The sequence below is a fragment of the Rhodococcus sp. GQ147 genome (assembly GCF_059759155.1).
Genome location: NZ_JCAXDU010000009.1, coordinates 72,726 through 91,993, shown reverse-complemented (window position 1 = coordinate 91,993; position 19,268 = coordinate 72,726). Strand labels below are relative to the sequence as shown.

Here is a 19,268-nt window from a genome sequence, read left to right as displayed (position 1 = left end):
GATCCCGATGACGTCCGCTCCCGCTCCTCCGCGACGCCCGGTCCCCCGGGAGGTCACGCGTGCCCTGACCGCGGCCGCTCCCCCGCGACTGCTGCTCGTCGGCGGCACCGGAAGCGGGAAGTCCGCCGTACTCGCTTCGCTCCGAACCGATCTCGGCGACACCCGCACCGTCGACGACGCGCACCGCATGACCGCCGCGGAACTGCACGAGCTCGTCGACCACGTCCGGAATGCGCCGACCGGAATCGTCGTGGCCACCGAAGCTCGACCCCACCGAGCCGAGATGCGTTCGCTGACCGCAGCGTTCGCGGGAAACGGGACAGTGGTGGAACTGGGCTCGTGGACGCCCCGTGAGATCGCCGGTCGCGCGGCATCGTTCGAGCTTCGGCTCGCGCCACCCCAGGTGCGTGCCCTGCACCGCCTGACGGGCGGCGTACCGCATCTCGTCGACACCGCCCTCGAAGCCGTGCGGACGGAGGCCGATGTCCGGCAGGCCGTCGAGGAGGGGATCCGCCGGCAGCTCCTCGCCGATCTCGATCTCACCGCAGCCCTCGCGCTCGTCGATCTCGGTGCGGCGCTCGATCCCGGCGAACTCTCCGCCGTACTCGAGGTACCCGCCGAGCGGGCCCTCGATCTCGTCGACGCGGCCCGCGCGAGCGGTCTGCTCGGGGCCGATGCAGCGAGTCTCACTGCGGGAGCGAGCGGCGTGCCCGCCGCGGTCCTCGGGAGACACAACCTGTTCGCCGTCGCCCGCCGCCTCCTCGCGACACGCATCGACGCCGGAACACTCACGCCGCACCTCGCCCGGGGGCTCGCCACGATCGGCCTCACCGATCCGCATCTCGCCCGACGGCTCGTGGAGTTCGCGGTCGACGCAACGCCGCGCGAGGCCGCCGATCTTCTCGACGCCGCGGTACCGGCGGGAGCCGATCCCGATGCCCTCGCAGTGCGACGCGCCGAAGTCGCCTTTGCGGCAGGGGATCTCGAGCGAGCCGAGCAGGTCACCGACCGGCTGCTCGACCGCGCCGACACGGTGGACGTCGACGACGTGCGCGCCGCCACCCGGATCTCCGCGAGTATCGCCGCGCATCGCGGCATGCTCGACCGCAGCGCCGACCTGTTCGAATGGCTCGGCCCCGAACGGGTCGGTACGGACGCTCCTCTCGCCGCCACAGTGCTGCTCGCCGCCGGACGCCCCTCGGCCGCAGAACGTCTCCGCGGTGCCGCCGCCTCGGGTGCGCCGACCTCGGCGGCCTCCGCCGCACGACTGCTCGAGGAGGGCCTGCGCGAATCCGTCGGAGGCGACGGCCGGATCGCGATGAATCACCTCGCCCGCGCATTGACGAGCCTCGGATCCGACGGTTCGTTGCGCGCCTGGCCCGACACGGTCGACGCCGTCGCCGCACTGCTGTGTCTGCACTCGGGCGAACTCGGGCACGCACGCGCGATCCTCGACCGTCCGGAGACTCCCACCGTGCGCAATCGCATCCTGGTGGCGTGGACCGAGATGCTCGGCGGTGATCTCACCGCCGCCGCGGCGACCGCCGAAGCCGTCGCTCCCGAGGTGACCGGGCAACGCAATCTCCTCTTCTTCCACGCCCTGCAGGTCGGGCTGGCGCGACGCAACGCCGACCTCGGAGCGTTGACGGTGCGATGGCAGGCCGCGCAGGCGGTCGTCGCCGAGTACTCCGTCGACCTGTTCGGATTGCTGCCCCTGGGTGAACTGTGGCTGGCCGCCGTCCGCCTCGGGGAGTCCGCGCGGGTCGCGCACCTCGTCGTCGGTGCCCGTGCGCTGCTCACCACCCTCGGCGAGCCACCGCTGTGGGGTGCGGCGCTGCACTGGTACGGAGTGCAGGCCGCGATCGCCGCGGACCGTCCGGCCGACCTTGTCCCGCACGCCCGCGCGCTCGCCCTGGCCGCGGAGACCACTGCCTACGCCGCGGTGCTCGCGCGGGCCGGGCATGCATGGCTCTCGGTGCTGCGCGGTGAGGTCGACGCGACGCGCATCCGCGAGGCGGCCGAGTCCCTCGCGTCCGTGGGTCTCCCGTGGGACGGCGCGAAGCTCGCGGGAGAAGCAGCGCTCCGGACGGACGACACCACCGTCGCCACCGGATTGCTGCAGGTCGCGCGGACGATCCGGCAGGACGGCCCGGCCGGTCGCGCACCGGTCGACGTCGCCCCCGCCGCTCCCCCGAGCGTTCCGGACGAATCACCCCTCGGCGCACGGGAGAAACCGGGCGCACTGTCCGAGCGCGAGGCGCAGGTGGCCGACCTGGTGGTTTCGGGCCTCACCTACCGAGAAGTCGGGAACCACCTGTACATTTCCGCGAAGACCGTGGAACATCATGTCGCCCGTATCCGGCGCCGACTCGGTGCCGGTTCCCGCTCGGAGCTCCTGTCACTGCTCCGAGCCATGGGGCACGGCGCAGATGTATCCCGTCACATGCACTCCGACCGGAATGGAGGAAAGCCGGCATGTCCGTAGGCGTAGGCCTGAGGGTGGGGACCACCGTGTCGTCGGTTGCGGTCACCTCACCGACGCCGGGACGGCCGGACCCCGCACCGATCGAGCGGTTCACCGCCGTCCACCTGCATTCCGACGGCACCGCGACGCTGGGCGACCACGACGTCGTCGACGGGCACACCAGTTCCTTCACCGGCTTCGTCGACCGCCTCGGCCACTCCGGCGGTGTCCGCGCCAACGACGGGTCACTCTCCCGCGCCGAAGACCTGGTCGCAACGGCCATGGAATGTCTCCTCGCCGACGCAGCCTCCCTCATCGGCGACACCCCGTACACGGCTGTGGCGACGCATCCCACCGACTGGCCGAGCTCGACGGTCGCGGTGCTGCGCAACGCCCTCGACTACGTCGGGTTGCGTCACGTCTCGCTCGTCTCCGACGCCGAGGCCGCCGCGGCATGGTTCGAATCGCAGGTCGCGCACCAGACCGGACGGCTCCTCGCGGTCTACCACATCGACCCGCAGGGCTCGACCGTCACGCTCGTGCGCTCTGGAGTCGCGGCGGGTAAGGCCTTCCGATTCCCTGAGGACGACGCTCCGTCGGTCGCCGCGCAGCTCTCGTCGGCGCTCGGCGCGTTCGGCTGGCTCGTGAGCAACCTCGACGCCATCGTCGTCACGATCGACGAAGCAGTCGATCCGAGCGCCGCGCAGCTCGTCGCACAGTCGGTGAAGACCGGTCTCGGTGTGCGGTGTGCTTTGGCGCCCGCCCCGCACCAGACGATGGTGCGGGGCGCCGCTCTCGCCGCGGCCGCCGGCTCGGTCGACCTCCTCGGTTCGACGCAGATCCTGCCCACCGCCAAGCTCACCGAACCGCGACGCAGCGAACTCGACCCCGAGATCACCGCGGTGATCTCGAAGATCACCGCGACTCCCCCTCCGGGCGCCACGCCCGCTGCCGCCGCGGCGAACACGCCGAAGGCGACGGTCGCCGCCGTCGCAGCCGGAGATGCCGCCGACGAGAAGCCCTCGGGTCGCTCGTCGAAGGTCACGGCCATCGCGGCGGCTGCGGCGATCGCGTTGCTGGTAGGCGTCGGCGCGTTGGTGTTCGGGCTGCGGGACTCCCCGACGGCCACCGCGGGCACGCAGGTCGCCGAGACCCCGACCGCTCCCGCAACCACGACGACCTCGAAGTCGAGCAAGCCGCCGGCTCCCCGCAGCACCGAGGAGACCACCACCGAGGAGTCGACCGAGCCGGCCACCGCCGAGCAGGCGGTCCCGGTGGCCCCGCCGGTCGTGCAGCAGACCTGGGTCGATCCCACCACCGGCACGAGCGAACAGTCCTCTTCGTCGTCGTCGCCCGGCTCGACCACCTCGAGCACGTCCTCAACCACCTCGAGCACCGGCTGGTCGCGGCGGAACCAGCCCGATGATTCCTCGGGTGGCGGACGCGGCAGTGGTGGCAGCGGCGGGAGCGGTGGCAGTACCACCACCACGACGACCCAGCCGACGACTGCCCCGACCGATCCCGACCCTTCTGAGGAACCGCCCTCGACGGACATTCCGGAAACGACAGAGACTGAGACCGGCAGCTAGACAGCGCGGGTATCCGAGTGGTGACCTACGGCACTATCGGCGGTCGCCGGGCCGTCCCGTAGGCTGTCCCGCGGGTCGGCTCGCCGATTCCACGAAGCACCTGTTCAAGAGCACATCGAGCACACATGAAAGGCCTCCATGCGTCTCTCGTCGGCGTCGCGCGCCGCAGTCCGTTCCACCACCCGCCGCGTCGCAGTCGCAGCGGCCTCCGCGGTTCTGCTGGCTGTGCCTCTGAGCGCCACAGCGAACGCCGCGCCCGCCGAACAGTTGCCTTCCGCTGAACTTCCCGCCGAGCTCGTCGAAGCGATCCAGCGCGACCTGGGTCTGACGCCCGAGGAATACCTCGATCGCGCCGCGCGGGCGCAGGAACTCGGTGACTACGCCCGCGACTTCCGCTCCGAGCGTCCCTCCGAGTTCGCAGGCGCCTGGCTCGGCGAGGACGGCAAGCCCGTCATCGCCGTCACGAACCCCGAGGCCGCCGAGAAGGCAGCCCAGGACGGCTACCGGGCGACGGTCGCGCCGGTCTCGGCCGACGGACTCGAGCAGGCCCTCGCCGAACTGAACCGCTGGGTGGCGGGGCTCCCGCGCGAGGTGTCGTCGCAGATCAACTCCGCGTCGATCGATGTGCTCAACAACCAGATCGTCCTCGACATCGTGAACTCGCCGATCGGGCGCGCACTGAACCTGCCGTCGCTGGTGGCGAACGTGCAGGTCCAGTTGTCGCCGGGCATGCCGCCGAACGATCCGGCCCCGATGGGTGGCGACACCTACATCACCGCCGACGGCGACGTCCGCGCCACGCCCATCGAGCGCATCGGCATCTGCTCGTTCGGCTTCAACGGTGTCGACGCCGACGGCGACGCCGTCAACCTCACCGCCGGTCACTGCGACGCGGTCGCTCGTTCCGACGGTGGTTCGACGGTCTACCTGCCCAACCGCGCGAACATCGACGAGAGCGTCCGGATCGGCAAGTTCACCGAGTCCACGGTCGGTACCGACAGCACCCTCGACTACGGCATCGTCTCGCTCGACAAGGCCGGCGTCGAGGCGGGCCTGGACCGCCCGTCGGTTCGCGGCGGCAACGGCTCGACCCTCACGGTCACCGGCACGGCCGTTCCGGTCGTCGGCGCGCCCGTCTGCAAGTCGGGACAGTCGTCGTCGTTCACGTGCGGGCTCGTCGTCGCCGATCGCATCGAGACCCAGCTGACCTACGACTCGGGCTTCTCGAGCACCATCCGCGGCTTCGCGACCTCCGCCTGCACCCTCGCGGGTGACAGCGGTGGTGCCATCGTCACCGGCACCCTCGCCCTCGGCGTGATCAGCGGATCGAACAGCGCCGGCGCACCGAACTGCGTCGAGGCGAATCTGGTACTCGCGCCCAACGGTGGCACCTCCAGCCTCGGCATCCCGATCCAAGAGATCGAGAACGCCACCGGCGCCCGAGTCCGTACTGCGGCGAACCCGTCATAATGCCCGGAACACCTGGGCCGTTCGTCACAACAGTCACACGAGTCTCATACGTAACCGAGAAGTAGCTACGTACTTCCGCGATCACCCCTTAGGATCGGACGGACGCCGATCCGCGGGGGAACGGCGCCTTCGCGCGTGCATGCGCGAAGGAACGAGAAAGGTATCCATGCGACGCACCTTCGCACGTCGGACGGCCGTCATCGGTTCGACCGCACTGCTGCTCCTCGGCCCTGCCGTTGCCATCGCGCAGGCCGAACCCGAGACCGAACCGGCGCAGACATCGTCTCTGCCGGCCGAGCTCGTCGAGGCGTTGCAGCGCGACCTGAACATCGATGCCGAGCGCTTCCTCGCCGATGCGCAGCGCAGCCAGGATCTCGCCGCGTTCGCCGAGAAGGCACGGGAGCAGTTCGAAGCCGTCTTCGCCGGTGTGTGGCTGGACGACCAGGGCACCGCCACCGTCGGCCTCACCGAAGGTGACGGCTTCGAGGAGGCCCGCAAGGCCGCCGAGGATGCCGGATTCACCGTCGCCGAGACCGAGCGCAGCGAGGACGCCCTCGAAGATCAGCTCGGCGCGCTGGGCGACTGGCTCGAGACCCAGCCGCCCGCCGTCGCCGATGTCATCCGCGGCATCGCCGTCGACGTGGTCAACAACGATGTCGTCGTGCGCACCGACAACGTGTCCGGCGTCGAGCTCCCCGACTTCCTCGACGGCGTGCGCGTGCTGTTCGCTCCCGCCGAACTGACCCCGGAGGGCGCAACCGACCTGCAGCCCATCGCCGGTGGCCTCGGCGCGCCCGACGCGCTCTTCGGCGGCGACGCCTACGCCGCGCTCGGTGCCGGCGAAGGGCTCCGCTGCTCGCTCGGCTTCAACGCCGAGGACGGCAGCGGACGTCCTGTGAACATCACCGCCGGTCACTGCGACCCCAACCGCGCCCAGGCCGGTACGCGATGGGCGTCCCAGGTCCACCAGCTCGTCGGCGACAACCTGGGTCAGCACCTCGGCTCGTTCGAGAAGACGGTGCTCGACCGCAGCGACTACGCGCTGATCCGTCCCTCCGCCGAGGCCGCAGCCCGCTTCGAGAACAACGGTGTGCGCGTTCCGCTCGCTGCTCCGCTGCCCATCACGGGCGTCGCGGATCCCGTCGTCGGCACCCCGGTCTGCAAGTCGGGCCTGCGCACCGGCTACAGCTGCGGCGTCGTGACGGCCGCCAACCAGAACGTCGAGATCGGCCACCGCGTGCTCGAGAACGGCTTCTCCACCAACCTGTGCGCCCTGCAGGGCGACAGCGGCGGCACCCTCGTCACCGGCACTCTCGCCCTCGGCATCTCCAGCGCCTCGAACGTCGGCCAGTACGGCATGTGCGAGATCGCCGGGTTCGTCAGCGGCCTCCTCGGTGAGAGCCCCGAGCTGTTCGCCACGCCGATCAAGACGGTCCTGGCCGAGAACCCGGGCCTGAAGGTCCGCACCTGGTAGCGCGAGTCCACACGACGACGAGGCCCGGCTTCCGCACCGCGGAGGCCGGGCCTCGTTTCGTCTCATCTCCGCAGATTGCGCCCTTCTCGGAGCGTCGTTCGGGCACCAAGATCGAATCGGATAGGCTCGCCCGATCGGTCGGACCGGACGAGTGGACCGCAGGACAGAGGGAGATTGAAGTGCTGGGATCATCGATCGTGGGCAGCATTGCGGTGCTGCTCACGGATCAGCAGGTGCTGTGGAATCTGATCAGGCTTTTCCTGGCCGGTTGATCTGCATACGAAACGGCCCCGTCGCCCTGCAGGGCGACGGGGCCGTTTCGTACTACTGCTTACTTACCTTCGGCCCACTGCGTGGTTCCCGGAGCCGCCAGCAGATCCTGGACCACCGCGATACCCGCGATGACAGCCGTCGGGCCGCCAGCCGTGAACGCGCCGATGGTGCCACCGACGCCCGCACCGGCACCACAGCCGAGGATGGTCCCTGCGCCCGGCACGATCGTTCCGGGAATCGCTCCGACGATGCAACCGATGATCGCGCCCGCGACAGTGCCGATAGCGGTGGCCATGCCCAACTGCGACACGAAGTTCTGCTGCGACTTCAGGTTCTCTTCGGGCGATGCGACATCGGTGAGCTTCAGCGCCACCGGGGTGAGCGACGGTCCGACCTTGTCCTCGGGAGCAACCGGGACCGTCTTGGACAAGTCGGTGACCGGGGTCAGCGTCAGGGTCTTGCCGTCCTCGCTCACCTCACGCTCGAAGGGCAGCTGCAGATCGCCGAGCTGGATCGCGAGCGGCAGGCTGAGGACTGCGTTGCCCTCGTCGTCCTGCAGTTCGACGCTCTTTCCGTCTCCGGAGACCTGGAAGGAACCTGCGTCGATGACGGTCACGACGGACTCACCCTCGGGCCGGACCTCGTAGTTGATCGCGTCTTCGTCGGCTGCGGCCGGAGCGGCGTACGAAGTTCCGGCGGTGATGCCCATGGCGGCGATCGTCATCGTCGCCACAGCGGCAAGCTTCTTCAGCTTCATCTTTTTCCGTTCTGTGACATGGCGCACGCCTGTTAAGACGCCCCCATTCTGCTGTATCGACCTGGAGTTCTACGTCCCCCGACGTGTGCATCCCACGTGCGAACCCCACGTACCGGGCAAATCATAACCGACATCACATCCGGAGCGTTATACCCCTTTGTCCGAATGGACACCGCATCGTGGCCGGTAGAGCGTGTCGTGACCTCCGTGTGACACACGCCTCGTTTCGGGCGAGTTAGGACATCCTGCGCGACGGCGGTATCGCGTTTGACCTCTAGCGTGTCCGGGCACACGGTCTCCGATTCGACGCAGATTTTGCTACTGGCGGGTAACTCCAGTTCAGACCAAGTTACCGGTGGGTAACTTAGCTTGCGTTACGATGCGGTGACTCATACCAGGCGGCACGACGCCGCCCCCGACACGAAAGGCCACGTATGAATGCCCTGACGATTACGTTGGGCACGATCGGCGTGCTGCTGAGCCTCGTGTGTTGGTTCACGTTCATCAGCGGCGCATTGAAGATGGTCAACACGATCCGGGTCGGCCAGCCGGCTCCGGACCGCTGGCGGCCGTTCTTCCCGCGCTTCAAGCAGATGGTCGTCGAATTCCTCGCGCACACGAAGATGGTCAAGTTCCGGACCGTCGGCTGGGCGCACTGGCTGGTGATGGTCGGCTTCATGCTCGGCGCGATCGTCTGGTTCGAGGCCTACGGCCAGACGTTCGACCCGAGCTTCCACTGGCCCCTCATCGGTGACACCGTCGTCTATCACTTCATCGACGAGATTCTCGGCCTCGGCACGGTGATCGGCATCCTGACGCTGATCTACATCCGCCAGCGCAATCATCCACGTCAGCCCGGTCGGATGTCGCGCTTCAGCGGCTCGAACTTCAAGGCCGCCTACTTCGTCGAAGCGGTCGTGCTGCTCGAGGGCCTGGGCATGATCCTGGTGAAGGCCGGCAAGATCGCCACCTACCACCACCACAACGCCTACACCGACTTCTTCACGATGCAGGTCGCCCGGATCCTTCCGGAGAGCCCTGAACTCGTGTCGGTCTTCGCGTTCATCAAGCTCATGTCGGGCATGGTGTGGCTCTACATCGTCGGCCGCAACATCACGTGGGGTGTCGCATGGCACCGCTTCTCGGCCTTCTTCAACATCTACTTCAAGCGTGAGGACGACGGCGGTCCCGCCCTCGGTGCCGCACGTCAGATGATGTCCGGCGGCAAGCCCGTCGACATGGAAGACGCCGATCCGGACAAGGACACCTTCGGTGCCGGCCGCATCGAGGACTTCACGTGGAAGGGCTGGCTGGACTTCACGACCTGCACCGAGTGCGGTCGTTGCCAGTCGCAGTGCCCCGCCTGGAACACCGGTAAGCCGCTGTCGCCGAAGCTGCTCATCACGTCGCTGCGCGACCACGGTTACGCCAAGGCTCCCTACCTGCTCGCCGGTGGTCGCACTGATCTCGGTGGCGACGAGGTCGGCCTGGTCGACGCCGAGGGCAACCCGGACGAGGCCAAGCTGGCGAAGATCCCGGCGTCGGCTCGCGAGGAGTCGGGTCGCAAGCTCGTCGGCGAGACCGAGGGACTGCTGGAAGCAGGCGAGCTCGCTCCCGTCATCGACACCGAGACCCTGTGGTCGTGCACCAACTGTGGTGCGTGCGTCGAGCAGTGCCCGGTGGACATCGAGCACGTCGACCACATCATCGACATGCGTCGCTACCAGGTGCTCATCGAGTCGGACTTCCCGTCCGAGCTCGCGGGTCTGTTCAAGAACCTCGAGAACAAGGGCAACCCCTGGGGCCAGAACGCCAAGGACCGTCTCAACTGGATCAACGAGATGGAGTTCGACATCCCGGTCTTCGGCCAGGAGGCCGACAGCTTCGACGGCTACGAGTACCTCTTCTGGGTCGGCTGTGCCGGTGCCTACGAGGACCGCGCCAAGAAGACCACGAAGGCCGTCGCCGAGCTCCTCGCGACCGCTGGCGTGAAGTTCATGGTCCTCGGCGCCGAGGAGACTTGCACCGGCGACTCCGCTCGCCGCGCGGGCAACGAGTTCCTGTTCCAGCAGTTGGCGCAGCAGAACATCGAGGTCCTCAACGGTGTGTTCGAGGGCGTCGAGCAGAGCAAGCGCAAGATCGTCGTGACCTGCGCGCACTGCTTCAACGCGCTGAACAACGAGTACCCGCAGGTGGGTGGCAGCTACGAGGTCGTCCACCACACGCAGCTGCTCAACCGTCTGGTGCGGGCGAAGAAGCTGGTCCAGGTCAAGGCCGTCGGCCAGGACGTGACCTACCACGACCCGTGCTTCCTCGGACGGCACAACAAGGTCTACAACGCTCCGCGTGAGCTGATGGCGGCGTCGGGTGCGAAGCTCGTCGAGATGCCGCGTCACGGCGAGCGGTCCATGTGCTGTGGTGCCGGTGGTGCCCGCATGTGGATGGAGGAGAAGATCGGTAAGCGCATCAACATCGACCGTGTCGACGAAGCGCTCACCACGAATCCCGCCAAGATCGCGACGGGCTGCCCGTTCTGCCGCGTCATGCTCACCGACGGTGTGACGGCGCGTCAGGAAGAGGGCAAGGGCGAGGGCGTCGAGGTCATCGACGTTGCGCAGCTCATGCTCGAGTCGATCTCTCGCGTCGAGGCTGCGAAGCTCAGCGACAACCTCAAGGTGGTCCAGCAGCCGAAGACTCCGGTCGAGGTCGAGGAGACCGCGGAAGAGGTCGAGAAGGAGCGCGTCGAGGAGGTCGAGGCGGCAGCGGCAGCGCCGGCTGCTCCGAAGACCACCGGTGTCCCGAAGGCCGGCGGCCTGCAGATGAAGGGCGGCCTCAAGGCTCCGGGCGGACCGAAGGCACCCGGTGGCGCGAAGGCTCCTGCTGCCGAAGCTGCCGAGGCGCCGGCAGCGCCGAAGGCTAAGCCGGGCGGCCTGCAGATGAAGGGCGGCCTGAAGGGTCCGGGCGCGAAGAAGGCTGCGGCTCCGGCCGCGTCGTCCGAGGCTGCTCCTGCGGCCGAGGCAGCGGCAGCGCCGAAGGCGAAGCCGGGCGGGCTGCAGATGAAGGGCGGTCTCAAGGCACCGGGCGCGAAGGCCCCGGGCGCTGCGAAGCCGGCCGCTCCTGCTGCTCCCGCCGCTCCTGCCGAGTCGTCGGACGCTCCCGCTGCCGAGGCACCCGCGGTGCCGAAGGCGAAGCCGGGCGGACTGCAGCTCAAGAGCGGCCTGAAGGGACCGGGCGCCAAGAAGGCGGCTCCGGCGGCACCTGCCGAGGAGGCACCTGTTGCCGAGGCTCCCGCGGCGGAGTCGTCTACGGCCGAGGCGCCTGCTGCGGAGCAGCCGAAGGAGTCGGCGATCCCGCAGGCGAAGCCGGGCGGACTGCAGCTCAAGAGCGGTCTGAAGGGTCCGGGCGCGAAGAAGGCTGCGCCTGCCGCTCCGGCGAAGGCGGAGCCGACGCCGGAACCCGAGCCGGTCGCCGAGGCTCCGGCTGAGCCCGAGGCGCCCGCGACCCCGGCGAAGCCGGAGGTCGAGGCACCGAAGGCGAAGCCGGGCGCGCTCGGCTTCAAGCCCGGCGCGAAGGCACCCGGCCGCAAGTAGGTACGCAACGCGAGGTTGAGGCTCGCAACGCTGGCAGTGACTGCTGGCGTTGCGAGCCTTACTTCTTTGTTGCGTACCTCCCCGTCGGCCCGCTCCCCCGCGCCGCCCGTGCGAACGCCTCCCGCACCTTCGTTGCGACGGCGCCGCGGGTCCCGAGGTCCTGCCACGTCCACCGCACCACCGTCCACCCCGCGTGACGCAGTGCGTCCTCCCGCAGCTTCTCGCGGTAGACCACGTCCTCGGCGGCGGTGGTCGCGACCCCGTCGCGGCGGTACTTGATCCGACCGTCGAACTCGCCGATCACACCGTGCTCCGGCCACAGGAAGTCGACGCGAGCGAGCCACCTGCCGTCGGCGCAGAAGACGTCCACCTGCGTGAGCGGCATCGGGATCTGCTCACGGACGAACAGAACCCTGCTCCGCGACTCGCCGGCGCTGTCGCTGCACCCGCTCGACAGCTGCACGGCACGACGCGCATGCGCGATGCGGGGATGACTCCCCATCCGTTCCACGGAACGGGTCAGCTCGTCGGAGGCAACCAGCCCCGCTCGCAGCGCACTGTCGGCAAGTACGACGGCCTGCTCCACCGGCACCGTTGCGGCCACATCCGTGATCGTCCGTGCGACCGACAGCACCCGCGCTCCCCTCCGATCCACGACGTCCGCCTCACGGAAGAGCGCCGCGTGCATGGCGCGGCCGGGCGTCCTCCGCGCTCCACTCGGCGCGTTGCGGGTGAGGTGCACATCGTCGAGTGGGATCTGCCAGACGTCGAGCCCGTGCAGCACCGCGGCCGATACGTGGCTCAGCGCCGAGGTCGGTCCTGCATTGGCGATGAACGCCCGTGCCCGAAGAGCATGTCGAGCGTGATCGTCGGCCCCCGCATACTGGTCGGACTGGACGAAGACTCCCGACGCGAGCCGAGTCCACGTTCCGTTCCGCACCAGACGTCGGATCTCCGCATCGGTGACGCCGCGCGCATTTGCCTCGCGCCGCAGAATCAACTCCCCCATGGCGCCTAGCATCGCCCGTCGCCCCGGGCCGCAGGTGCCTACGAGGACGAATCGGCCGGATCTGTGGATGAACCGACCGCCTGTGGATGAACCGTCAGGACGCGCCGATCGCGGGACCGAGGACGGGCCACGAGTTGTGCAGGTCGTCCTGCCAGTAGCCCCAGTTGTGGGTGCCGTCGTCGTGGATGTCGATGGTGGCGGGGATGCCCAGTTCGTCGAGGCGCGTCGCCATGCGTCGGGTGCAGTCGGCCGCTGCGGCTTCGATGAGTCCGCCCTTGATGACCACGTCGGTAAGGTCTTCCTCGTCCTTGATCCACTCGGATTCGAGATTGTCGTAGCGGCCGGGCAGGCCGGTGCGCGACGACAGGTACAAGGTGGTGCCGCGCAGCTTCTCCGCATTGATGTACGGATCGTTGGCGACCCAGGTGGGGTGGTCGAACGGACCCCACATGTTGAGCGGGTTGCCGAAGAAGTTGACGACGGTCGTGGTGACGAAGGCCTGGCCGAGGGGGTCGCTTGTGCGTGCGCAGCCGCTGAAGCTGCCCACCGCGTCGTACAGATCCGGTGCGGCAATCGCGAGATTGAGCGACGACGTGCCCGACATCGAGAAGCCGATCAGGCCGTTGGTGCCGGTGGTCGCGTAGGTGCTGTCGACGACGGGCGGTAGTTCCTCGGTGAGGAAGGTGGCCCACTTGTAGCGGCCGAGGTTCGGGTCGTCGTGCTTCCAGTCGGTGTAGTAGCTCGACTCGCCGCCCTTCGGGATGACGACGTTGACGTGCTTGTCGGAGAAGAAGTCGACGATGTCGGACTGGTCCATCCAGCTGTTGTTGTACGACCCGCCGTCGACGCCGCTCAGCACGTACAGCGTGGGGCTTGGAGTGACGGTGTCGGTGGGGCGCAGGATCCGCAGCTCGATGTTCTCGTCCATGGACGGCGAGTAGACCTCGATGTCGAGTTGCTGGTCGTCGACGACCGTAGTGCTCACGAGCCGGGCCTCATCGGGTTCTGCGGACGCCGTCGACGCTCCGAGTCCCCAGGTCGACGCCACGACGGTCGTCACGACAGCCAACGCGGATATCCGCCGCATAGATATACTCCGATTCCGTTCCCCTGCGCAGCCCCCGGAACACCTTATAGGGCCGCAGTGCACTTACCGATAGTCGTCACTGTTCGAAGGATGACCCGTGTTTGGCCGATCGCTCCTGCTGACCGTTCTCGCCGCGGGTCTTCTCGGCTCCGGCACGGCGGCCGCCTCGCCTGCCACGCTGCCCGTGCCGTACGAACTTCCCGACACGGTGGCTCTGGAGCTCGAGAATCCGGGTGGTTCGGCTCCCGGATCGAACGACCCGAACTGCCGCCCGACCCCCGACAAGCCCAATCCTGTTGTGCTGGTCCACAACACCAGCGGTAACCGGCAGGTCGCGTGGCAGACGTTCTCGCCTCTGCTCGCCAACGCCGGCTACTGCGTCTTCGCTCCGACCTTCGGCGCGTTCCCCGGTCCGTGGCCCGTCAGCGCTCTGGGTGGGATGGCGCCGCTCGAGCCGAGCACACATCAGCTCTCCGCATTCGTCGACGAGGTGCTCGCGCAGACCGGCGCCGAGAAGGTCGACATCGTCGGCCATTCGCAGGGCACGCTGGTCGCGTCGAAGTGGATCGGTGACGGCGGCGCCGGCAAGGTCGACCGGCTCGTGTCGCTCGCTCCCCTGTGGGACGGAACGACCATCGTCACCAGCGACGGTATGATGCGCGACTTCGAATACGCGACCTGCCCCGCCTGCGCCGACATGCTTCCCGGCTCGCAGTTCCTCGAGGATCTCGCCGCGACCGGCCGCTTCGTCGAGTCGGTGGAGTACACGAACATCCTCACCGCCCACGACGACGTGGTGCAGCCGTACACGAGCGGCCTGGGCGAGGACCCGAACGTCACCGACATCGTTCTGCAGGACGTGTGCTCCTCCGCGAAGACCACGCACCTGGAGATGCTCGCCGACCGGCTAACCGCGGAGCTCGTGCTCTCCACCCTCGACGAGACCGTTCCGGCGCCGACCGGCTGCGTCGACTGACAGCACCTCAGCTCTCCCGCTCGGAGAGCACCGCGTCGAGCACGGGCACGATGACGTCGAGCGCGTCGGGTGAGGTCATCTGCCAGTGCGTCGCCGGCACCTGATGGTTGTCGACGGCACCCGTCACGGCCGCGTTCCAGCCGGACGCGCCGCGTGTTCCGGTCGGGTCGTCGGCTGCGGCGGTGAAGTAGACGATGTCGCCGTCGTACGTCCCCGGCCGATGGCCCGCCATCAGCTCGGAGTTCCGCTGTGCCGCCGCGACCAGCCTGGTCATCACACGTCTCGTGTCGTCCTCGGTGTTGCCCGTAAGTGAGGCGACGGACGTGACGAGGTCGTCGATGTCCTCAGCGCCGGCTGCGTCTGCATCGTCGAGTCCGAATCCGGCGAGCAGCTCGCTCATCGACACATCGCTCGACTCGCCCGTCCGTGCACCGTTGCCGGCGAAGCTGTCGAGCATCACCAACGTGTCGACACGCTCCCCCTCCGCCTGCAGACGAACGGCCATCGCGTGGGCGATCACGCCGCCGAGCGACCAGCCGAACAACCGATACGGCCCCTCGGGCTGCGCGGCCCGCAGTTCATCGACGTAGCGCGCCGCGAGTTCGTCGAGGGTGGCGGGCTCGAAGTCGTCCTCGGTGACGGCCGGGGTCTGCAGACCGTAGACGGGTGCGTCGTGATCGAGCTGACGCGCGAGGGCGGTGTAACACCACGACAATCCGACGATCGGGTGGACGAAGAACAGCGGCGTACCCGCACCCTGCCTCCGGATCGGCAGGACCGGGGCCACGGACTCTTCGACGTCACCGGCACTTTCACGATCGATGAGCGCCGCGAGTCCTTCGACGCCGGGTTCCCGGAACAGCCACTGCAGAGGTACTCGCGTGGGGAGTTCCGCGTTCAACCGGGAGACGAGCTTGGTTGCAACCAACGAATTGCCACCGAGTCCGAAGAAGTCGTCGTCCAGGCCGATCCGCTCGACTCCGAGCACGTCCTCGAACACCGATGCCACGGCACGCTCGCTGTCCGTCACCGGCGCCCGGAACTCCCGCGCCGCGAGTTCGGGCTCCGGCAATGCCCTGCGATCGAGCTTCCCGGACGCATTGAGCGGTAGCGCATCCAGAACGACGAACTGCGCCGGGACCATGTACCGGGGAAGGGATGCTCCCAGTGCGTCACGAACGCTGTCGAGTTCGACGGTTATGCCCGCAGCAGGAACAACATAGGCCACCAACTGCGGACCGAATTCACCTTCGTGCACCACGACGGCTGCCTGTCCGATCTCGGGCAGGCCCGTCAGAGCCGTCTCGATCTCCCCGAGTTCGATCCGCAGACCGCGCACCTTGACCTGGAAGTCGGTGCGGCCGAGGTACTCCAGCATGCCGTCGGCGTTCCATCGCACCCTGTCACCGGTGCGGTAGAGCCGGCCACCTCCGGTCGTGAACGGGTCCGCGACGAAGCGCTCGGCCGTCAGGTCGGCTCGTCCGATGTACCCGCGCGCCACCTGGACGCCCGACAGGTACAACTCGCCCTGCACTCCGACCGGGACCGGGTTCAGACGTCCGTCGAGCACGTAGGCACGGACACCGCGGAGCGGTACACCGATCGGAACCGACACGGATTCCGTGCCCACACATCGGAACGCCGTAGACGTCACAGTCACCTCGGTCGGGCCGTAGGTGTTGTCCAGTACCGCATCCGAACGCGACACGACACGTGCAACGAGATCCGGCGAGAGCGCCTCACCGCCCGCCGAAAGATACCGCAGCGACGACGGAAGCTCGAGTCCTTCGTCCGCAACGAACAACGCCAACATCGATGGGACGAACTCCATGATGCACACATCCCACCGACGTGCGACCTGCACCAGATACTCCGGGTCCCGGTGGCCGCCGGGCTCCGCGATCACGAGACGCGCACCCATCTGCAGCGGGTAGAACAGCTCCCACACGCTGGCATCGAACGTGATCGGTGTCTTGTGAAGCGCGGTATCTCCCGGACCCAGGCCGTACCGTTCCGCCATCCACGCGATCTGATTGACGACCGATCGGTGCGAGACGGTGACGCCCTTCGGTCGCCCCGTCGATCCCGACGTGAAGATGACGTACGCCGTGTTGTCCGGGTGCGGCGCAACCGGGAGAACCGAGCTCACGTCGTGCGCATCGAGATCGATCGTCTCGACGTCCACCGCGACTGCAGACGCCGGAAGCGAAGCTCCATCCGTTGCCGTGGTGAGAGTCAGCAACGGTGCTGCGGTCGCGAGGACGTACGCCGTCCGGTCGAGCGGATGTTCCGGATCGATCGGTAGATATCCCCCACCTGCACGCAGGATCGCATAGATCGCGACCAGCATGTTCGGCGACCGACTCATGCAGACGCCGACCAACACTTCGGGCCCGACCCCATGTCCGATGAGGTACCCGGCGAGCGCGTCGACCCGACGATCGAACTCGCCGTAGTCGAGGACACCGTCGCCGAACACAACTGCCGGTGCGTGCGGCGTGCGCTGCGCCTGAGTGGTGAACCCGTCGAGCAGGAGAGCATCGGTTACCGGTACCGCGGTGTCGTTCCACTCTGTCAGGATGCGGTGCCGCTCGGCATCCTCCATTACGTCCACATCACCGATGAAGAGATCCGGATCGGCGGTCGTCGTCGAGAGAAGCCGGACCAGGCGCTCCGCCATCAGATCGACGGTGTCTGCATCGAAAATGTCTGTGGCGTAGTCGATCTGACCGAGGTACCCGTCACCGCCCGGCGTCTCGGCAAGACTGAAGGACAAATCGAACTGCGCGGACTTGCGATCGAATTCCAACGCCGAAAGGGAAAGTCCGGGGATTTCGACTGCAGACTGGGTGTAGTTCTGGAAGGCCAGCATCACCTGGAACAATGGAGAGAACGACTGGGACCGTACCGGGTTGATCCGGTCCACCAATTTCTCAAACGGTACATCCGCATGCGCGAACGCCTCGAGATCCGCCCGGGTCGTGGCCGTCATCAACTCACGGAAAGACGAGCTCGGGTCGACCTCGGTCCGCAACACCAGAGTATTGACGAACATCCCGACCAGGTCATCCAGCGCGCGCTCACCACGACCGGCCACCGGAGTGCCGATCGCAATATCGGCGGTACCTGACAATCGGGCCAGCAGCACCGCCAAGGCCGTGTGCACCACCATGAACGGAGTAGCGTGCTGCGCGGCGGCGAGCTGCCTGACGCGAGCCACGACTTCCGGCGGGACCGTGAAATCGACGCGTGCGCCCAACCCGCCCCGAGTCGCCGGGCGTGGCCGATCGGTAGGAAGATCCAATGCGTCCGGCAGATCCGCAAGGAACCCGGTCCAGTAATCGAGTTGTCGGGATATCATCGAGTCCGGATCGGATTCGTCACCGAGCACGGCACGTTGCCACAGTGCGAAGTCCGCATACTGCACCTCGAGCGGTGGCCATGCGGGAGCTTGCCCTGCGATGCGAGCGGTGTAGGCAACGACGACGTCCCGCGCCAACAGTCCGATCGAAACCCCATCGGCAGCGATGTGGTGCACAACCAGCGCAAGGACGTGTTCGTCCTCGTCGATCCGCAGTAGTGCACCACGAATCGGCGGCGCGTTCGTGACGTCGAAACCACTGGTGAGAAGCTCGGTGACGCGGAGTCGTAGCTCGTCCTCATCAGCCGCCCGAACAGGTTCGAGGCCGGCCGGTATCCAACCTGCAGGAAGCACCTTCTGGGTGCCCACGCCGTCTACTTCCGGATACTCCGTGCGCAGCACCTCGTGCCGGGAAATCACTTCCCGCATCGCTCTCTCGAGGGCCTCGATGTCGAGGTCGCCGCTCAGGCGAATTGCAAATGGAATGTTGTACGCCGCCGACTCCGGATCGAACCGGTTCAGGAACCACATCCGCTGCTGGGCGAGTGAGAGCGGAATCTGATCGGGACGTTCTTGTGCCACCAGCGGAACCACAGCACCGGCACCGGCCCGTCCTTCGAGGTTCGCAGCGAGAGTTTCGACGGTCGGCGCATCGAACAACGAACGCAACGGGACCCGCGCCTCGACGGCCGCTCCGAGACGGGACACGACCTGGGTCGCCACGAGGGAGTTGCCGCCGAGGGCGAAGAAGTCGTCGTCCAGGCCGACCTGCTCGACACCGAGTACGTCTGCGAACACCGATGCGACAGCACGTTGGGTTTCCGTGACCGGGGCACGGAACTCCCGCTCCTCGAGCTCCGGAGCCGGTAGCGCCTTCCGATCCAGCTTTCCGGACGCATTGAGGGGCAACGAATCCAGCACGACGAACTGTGTCGGAACCATGTACGACGGCAGCACTTCGCCTAGAGCGCCACGCAGCTGGGTCGCGTCGACGTCACCCACCGGAACGATGTAACCGACCAGCTGATCCGACCGGACGTCGACCGCTGCTGCCGCGATCCGATCCGTGCCGCGCAGCACCGCTTCGATCTCGCCGATCTCGAGGCGCTGGCCGCGCAGTTTGACCTGCAGGTCGTTGCGACCGACGTATTCGAGTTCGCCGTCGCGGTTCCACCGAACGAGATCGCCGGTGCGGTAGAACCTCTCGCCGGTACCACC

10 protein-coding genes (1 of these 10 only partly in view) are annotated in these 19,268 nt (G+C 67.7%); 6 read left to right on the top strand and 4 right to left on the bottom strand.

Translation table 11 applies throughout. The features are described from left to right. Positions 1 to 7: 7 nt before the first annotated feature. The 4 genes from AC6CID_RS12360 (at position 8) to AC6CID_RS12345 (ending at position 6,997) form a co-directional block, all read left to right on the top strand. Entirely contained in the window at positions 8 to 2,485 is a 2,478-nt protein-coding gene (locus AC6CID_RS12360) for a LuxR C-terminal-related transcriptional regulator (RefSeq protein WP_498354020.1), read from the top strand. After that, positions 2,476 to 4,053: a DUF7159 family protein gene (locus tag AC6CID_RS12355; protein WP_033096239.1), complete on the top strand. Its 1,578-nt coding sequence runs from the start codon at positions 2,476 to 2,478 to the stop codon at positions 4,051 to 4,053. Before AC6CID_RS12360 ends, AC6CID_RS12355 begins: the two co-directional genes overlap by 10 nt. A gap of 138 nt (positions 4,054 to 4,191) precedes the next feature. Next, positions 4,192 to 5,523, top strand: a complete 1,332-nt coding sequence (locus AC6CID_RS12350) for a S1 family peptidase (protein ID WP_006553037.1) — start codon at positions 4,192 to 4,194, stop codon at positions 5,521 to 5,523. Between the two features lie 166 nt (positions 5,524 to 5,689). Further along, complete coding sequence (locus tag AC6CID_RS12345) at positions 5,690 to 6,997, top strand: S1 family peptidase (RefSeq protein ID WP_217579503.1); 1,308 nt, start codon at positions 5,690 to 5,692, stop codon at positions 6,995 to 6,997. A 331-nt stretch (positions 6,998 to 7,328) separates the two neighbouring features. Here AC6CID_RS12345 and AC6CID_RS12340 read toward each other — a convergent pair whose 3' ends face one another. Next, entirely contained in the window at positions 7,329 to 8,027 is a 699-nt protein-coding gene (locus tag AC6CID_RS12340) for a DUF8020 domain-containing protein (RefSeq protein ID WP_498354019.1), read from the bottom strand. A gap of 434 nt (positions 8,028 to 8,461) precedes the next feature. Between AC6CID_RS12340 and AC6CID_RS12335 the strand changes: the two genes are divergently transcribed. Further along, a complete protein-coding gene (locus AC6CID_RS12335) occupies positions 8,462 to 11,617 on the top strand; it encodes a (Fe-S)-binding protein (protein ID WP_498354018.1) in 3,156 nt (1,051 codons plus the stop codon). A 58-nt stretch (positions 11,618 to 11,675) separates the two neighbouring features. Here the strand turns inward: AC6CID_RS12335 and AC6CID_RS12330 are convergent, their stop codons facing one another. Together AC6CID_RS12330 and AC6CID_RS12325 are read right to left on the bottom strand one after the other, a co-directional pair. Then, complete coding sequence (locus AC6CID_RS12330; protein WP_138844359.1) at positions 11,676 to 12,626, bottom strand: hypothetical protein; 951 nt, start codon at positions 12,624 to 12,626, stop codon at positions 11,676 to 11,678. A 94-nt stretch (positions 12,627 to 12,720) separates the two neighbouring features. Beyond that, a complete protein-coding gene (locus AC6CID_RS12325) occupies positions 12,721 to 13,695 on the bottom strand; it encodes an alpha/beta hydrolase (RefSeq protein WP_217579501.1) in 975 nt (324 codons plus the stop codon). Between the two features lie 115 nt (positions 13,696 to 13,810). On the opposite strand from AC6CID_RS12325, the gene AC6CID_RS12320 reads away from it, so the two are divergent. Beyond that, the gene (locus tag AC6CID_RS12320; RefSeq protein ID WP_217579500.1) at positions 13,811 to 14,689 is read left to right on the top strand and encodes an esterase/lipase family protein; all 879 of its coding nucleotides are present in this window, start codon (positions 13,811 to 13,813) and stop codon (positions 14,687 to 14,689) included. 7 nt (positions 14,690 to 14,696) lie between these two features. Here AC6CID_RS12320 and AC6CID_RS12315 read toward each other — a convergent pair whose 3' ends face one another. Next, a protein-coding gene (locus AC6CID_RS12315) for a non-ribosomal peptide synthase/polyketide synthase (RefSeq protein WP_498354017.1) crosses the window boundary here: on the bottom strand, positions 14,697 to 19,268 show its end. The gene runs 25,989 nt beyond the window's last position; 4,572 of the gene's 30,561 nt are visible here — the last part of the coding sequence; its start codon lies beyond the right edge, outside the window; its stop codon occupies positions 14,697 to 14,699.

What these genes read in the sequence shown, in the direction of transcription:
- AC6CID_RS12360 (WP_498354020.1), top strand. Translation starts at nt 8, where the DNA reads ATGACGTCCGCTCCCGCTCCTCCGCGACGCCCGGTCCCCCGGGAGGTC.
- AC6CID_RS12355 (WP_033096239.1), top strand. Translation starts at nt 2,476, where the DNA reads ATGTCCGTAGGCGTAGGCCTGAGGGTGGGGACCACCGTGTCGTCGGTT.
- AC6CID_RS12350 (WP_006553037.1), top strand. Translation starts at nt 4,192, where the DNA reads ATGCGTCTCTCGTCGGCGTCGCGCGCCGCAGTCCGTTCCACCACCCGC.
- AC6CID_RS12345 (WP_217579503.1), top strand. Translation starts at nt 5,690, where the DNA reads ATGCGACGCACCTTCGCACGTCGGACGGCCGTCATCGGTTCGACCGCA.
- AC6CID_RS12340 (WP_498354019.1), bottom strand. Translation starts at nt 8,027, where the DNA reads ATGAAGCTGAAGAAGCTTGCCGCTGTGGCGACGATGACGATCGCCGCC.
- AC6CID_RS12335 (WP_498354018.1), top strand. Translation starts at nt 8,462, where the DNA reads ATGAATGCCCTGACGATTACGTTGGGCACGATCGGCGTGCTGCTGAGC.
- AC6CID_RS12330 (WP_138844359.1), bottom strand. Translation starts at nt 12,626, where the DNA reads ATGGGGGAGTTGATTCTGCGGCGCGAGGCAAATGCGCGCGGCGTCACC.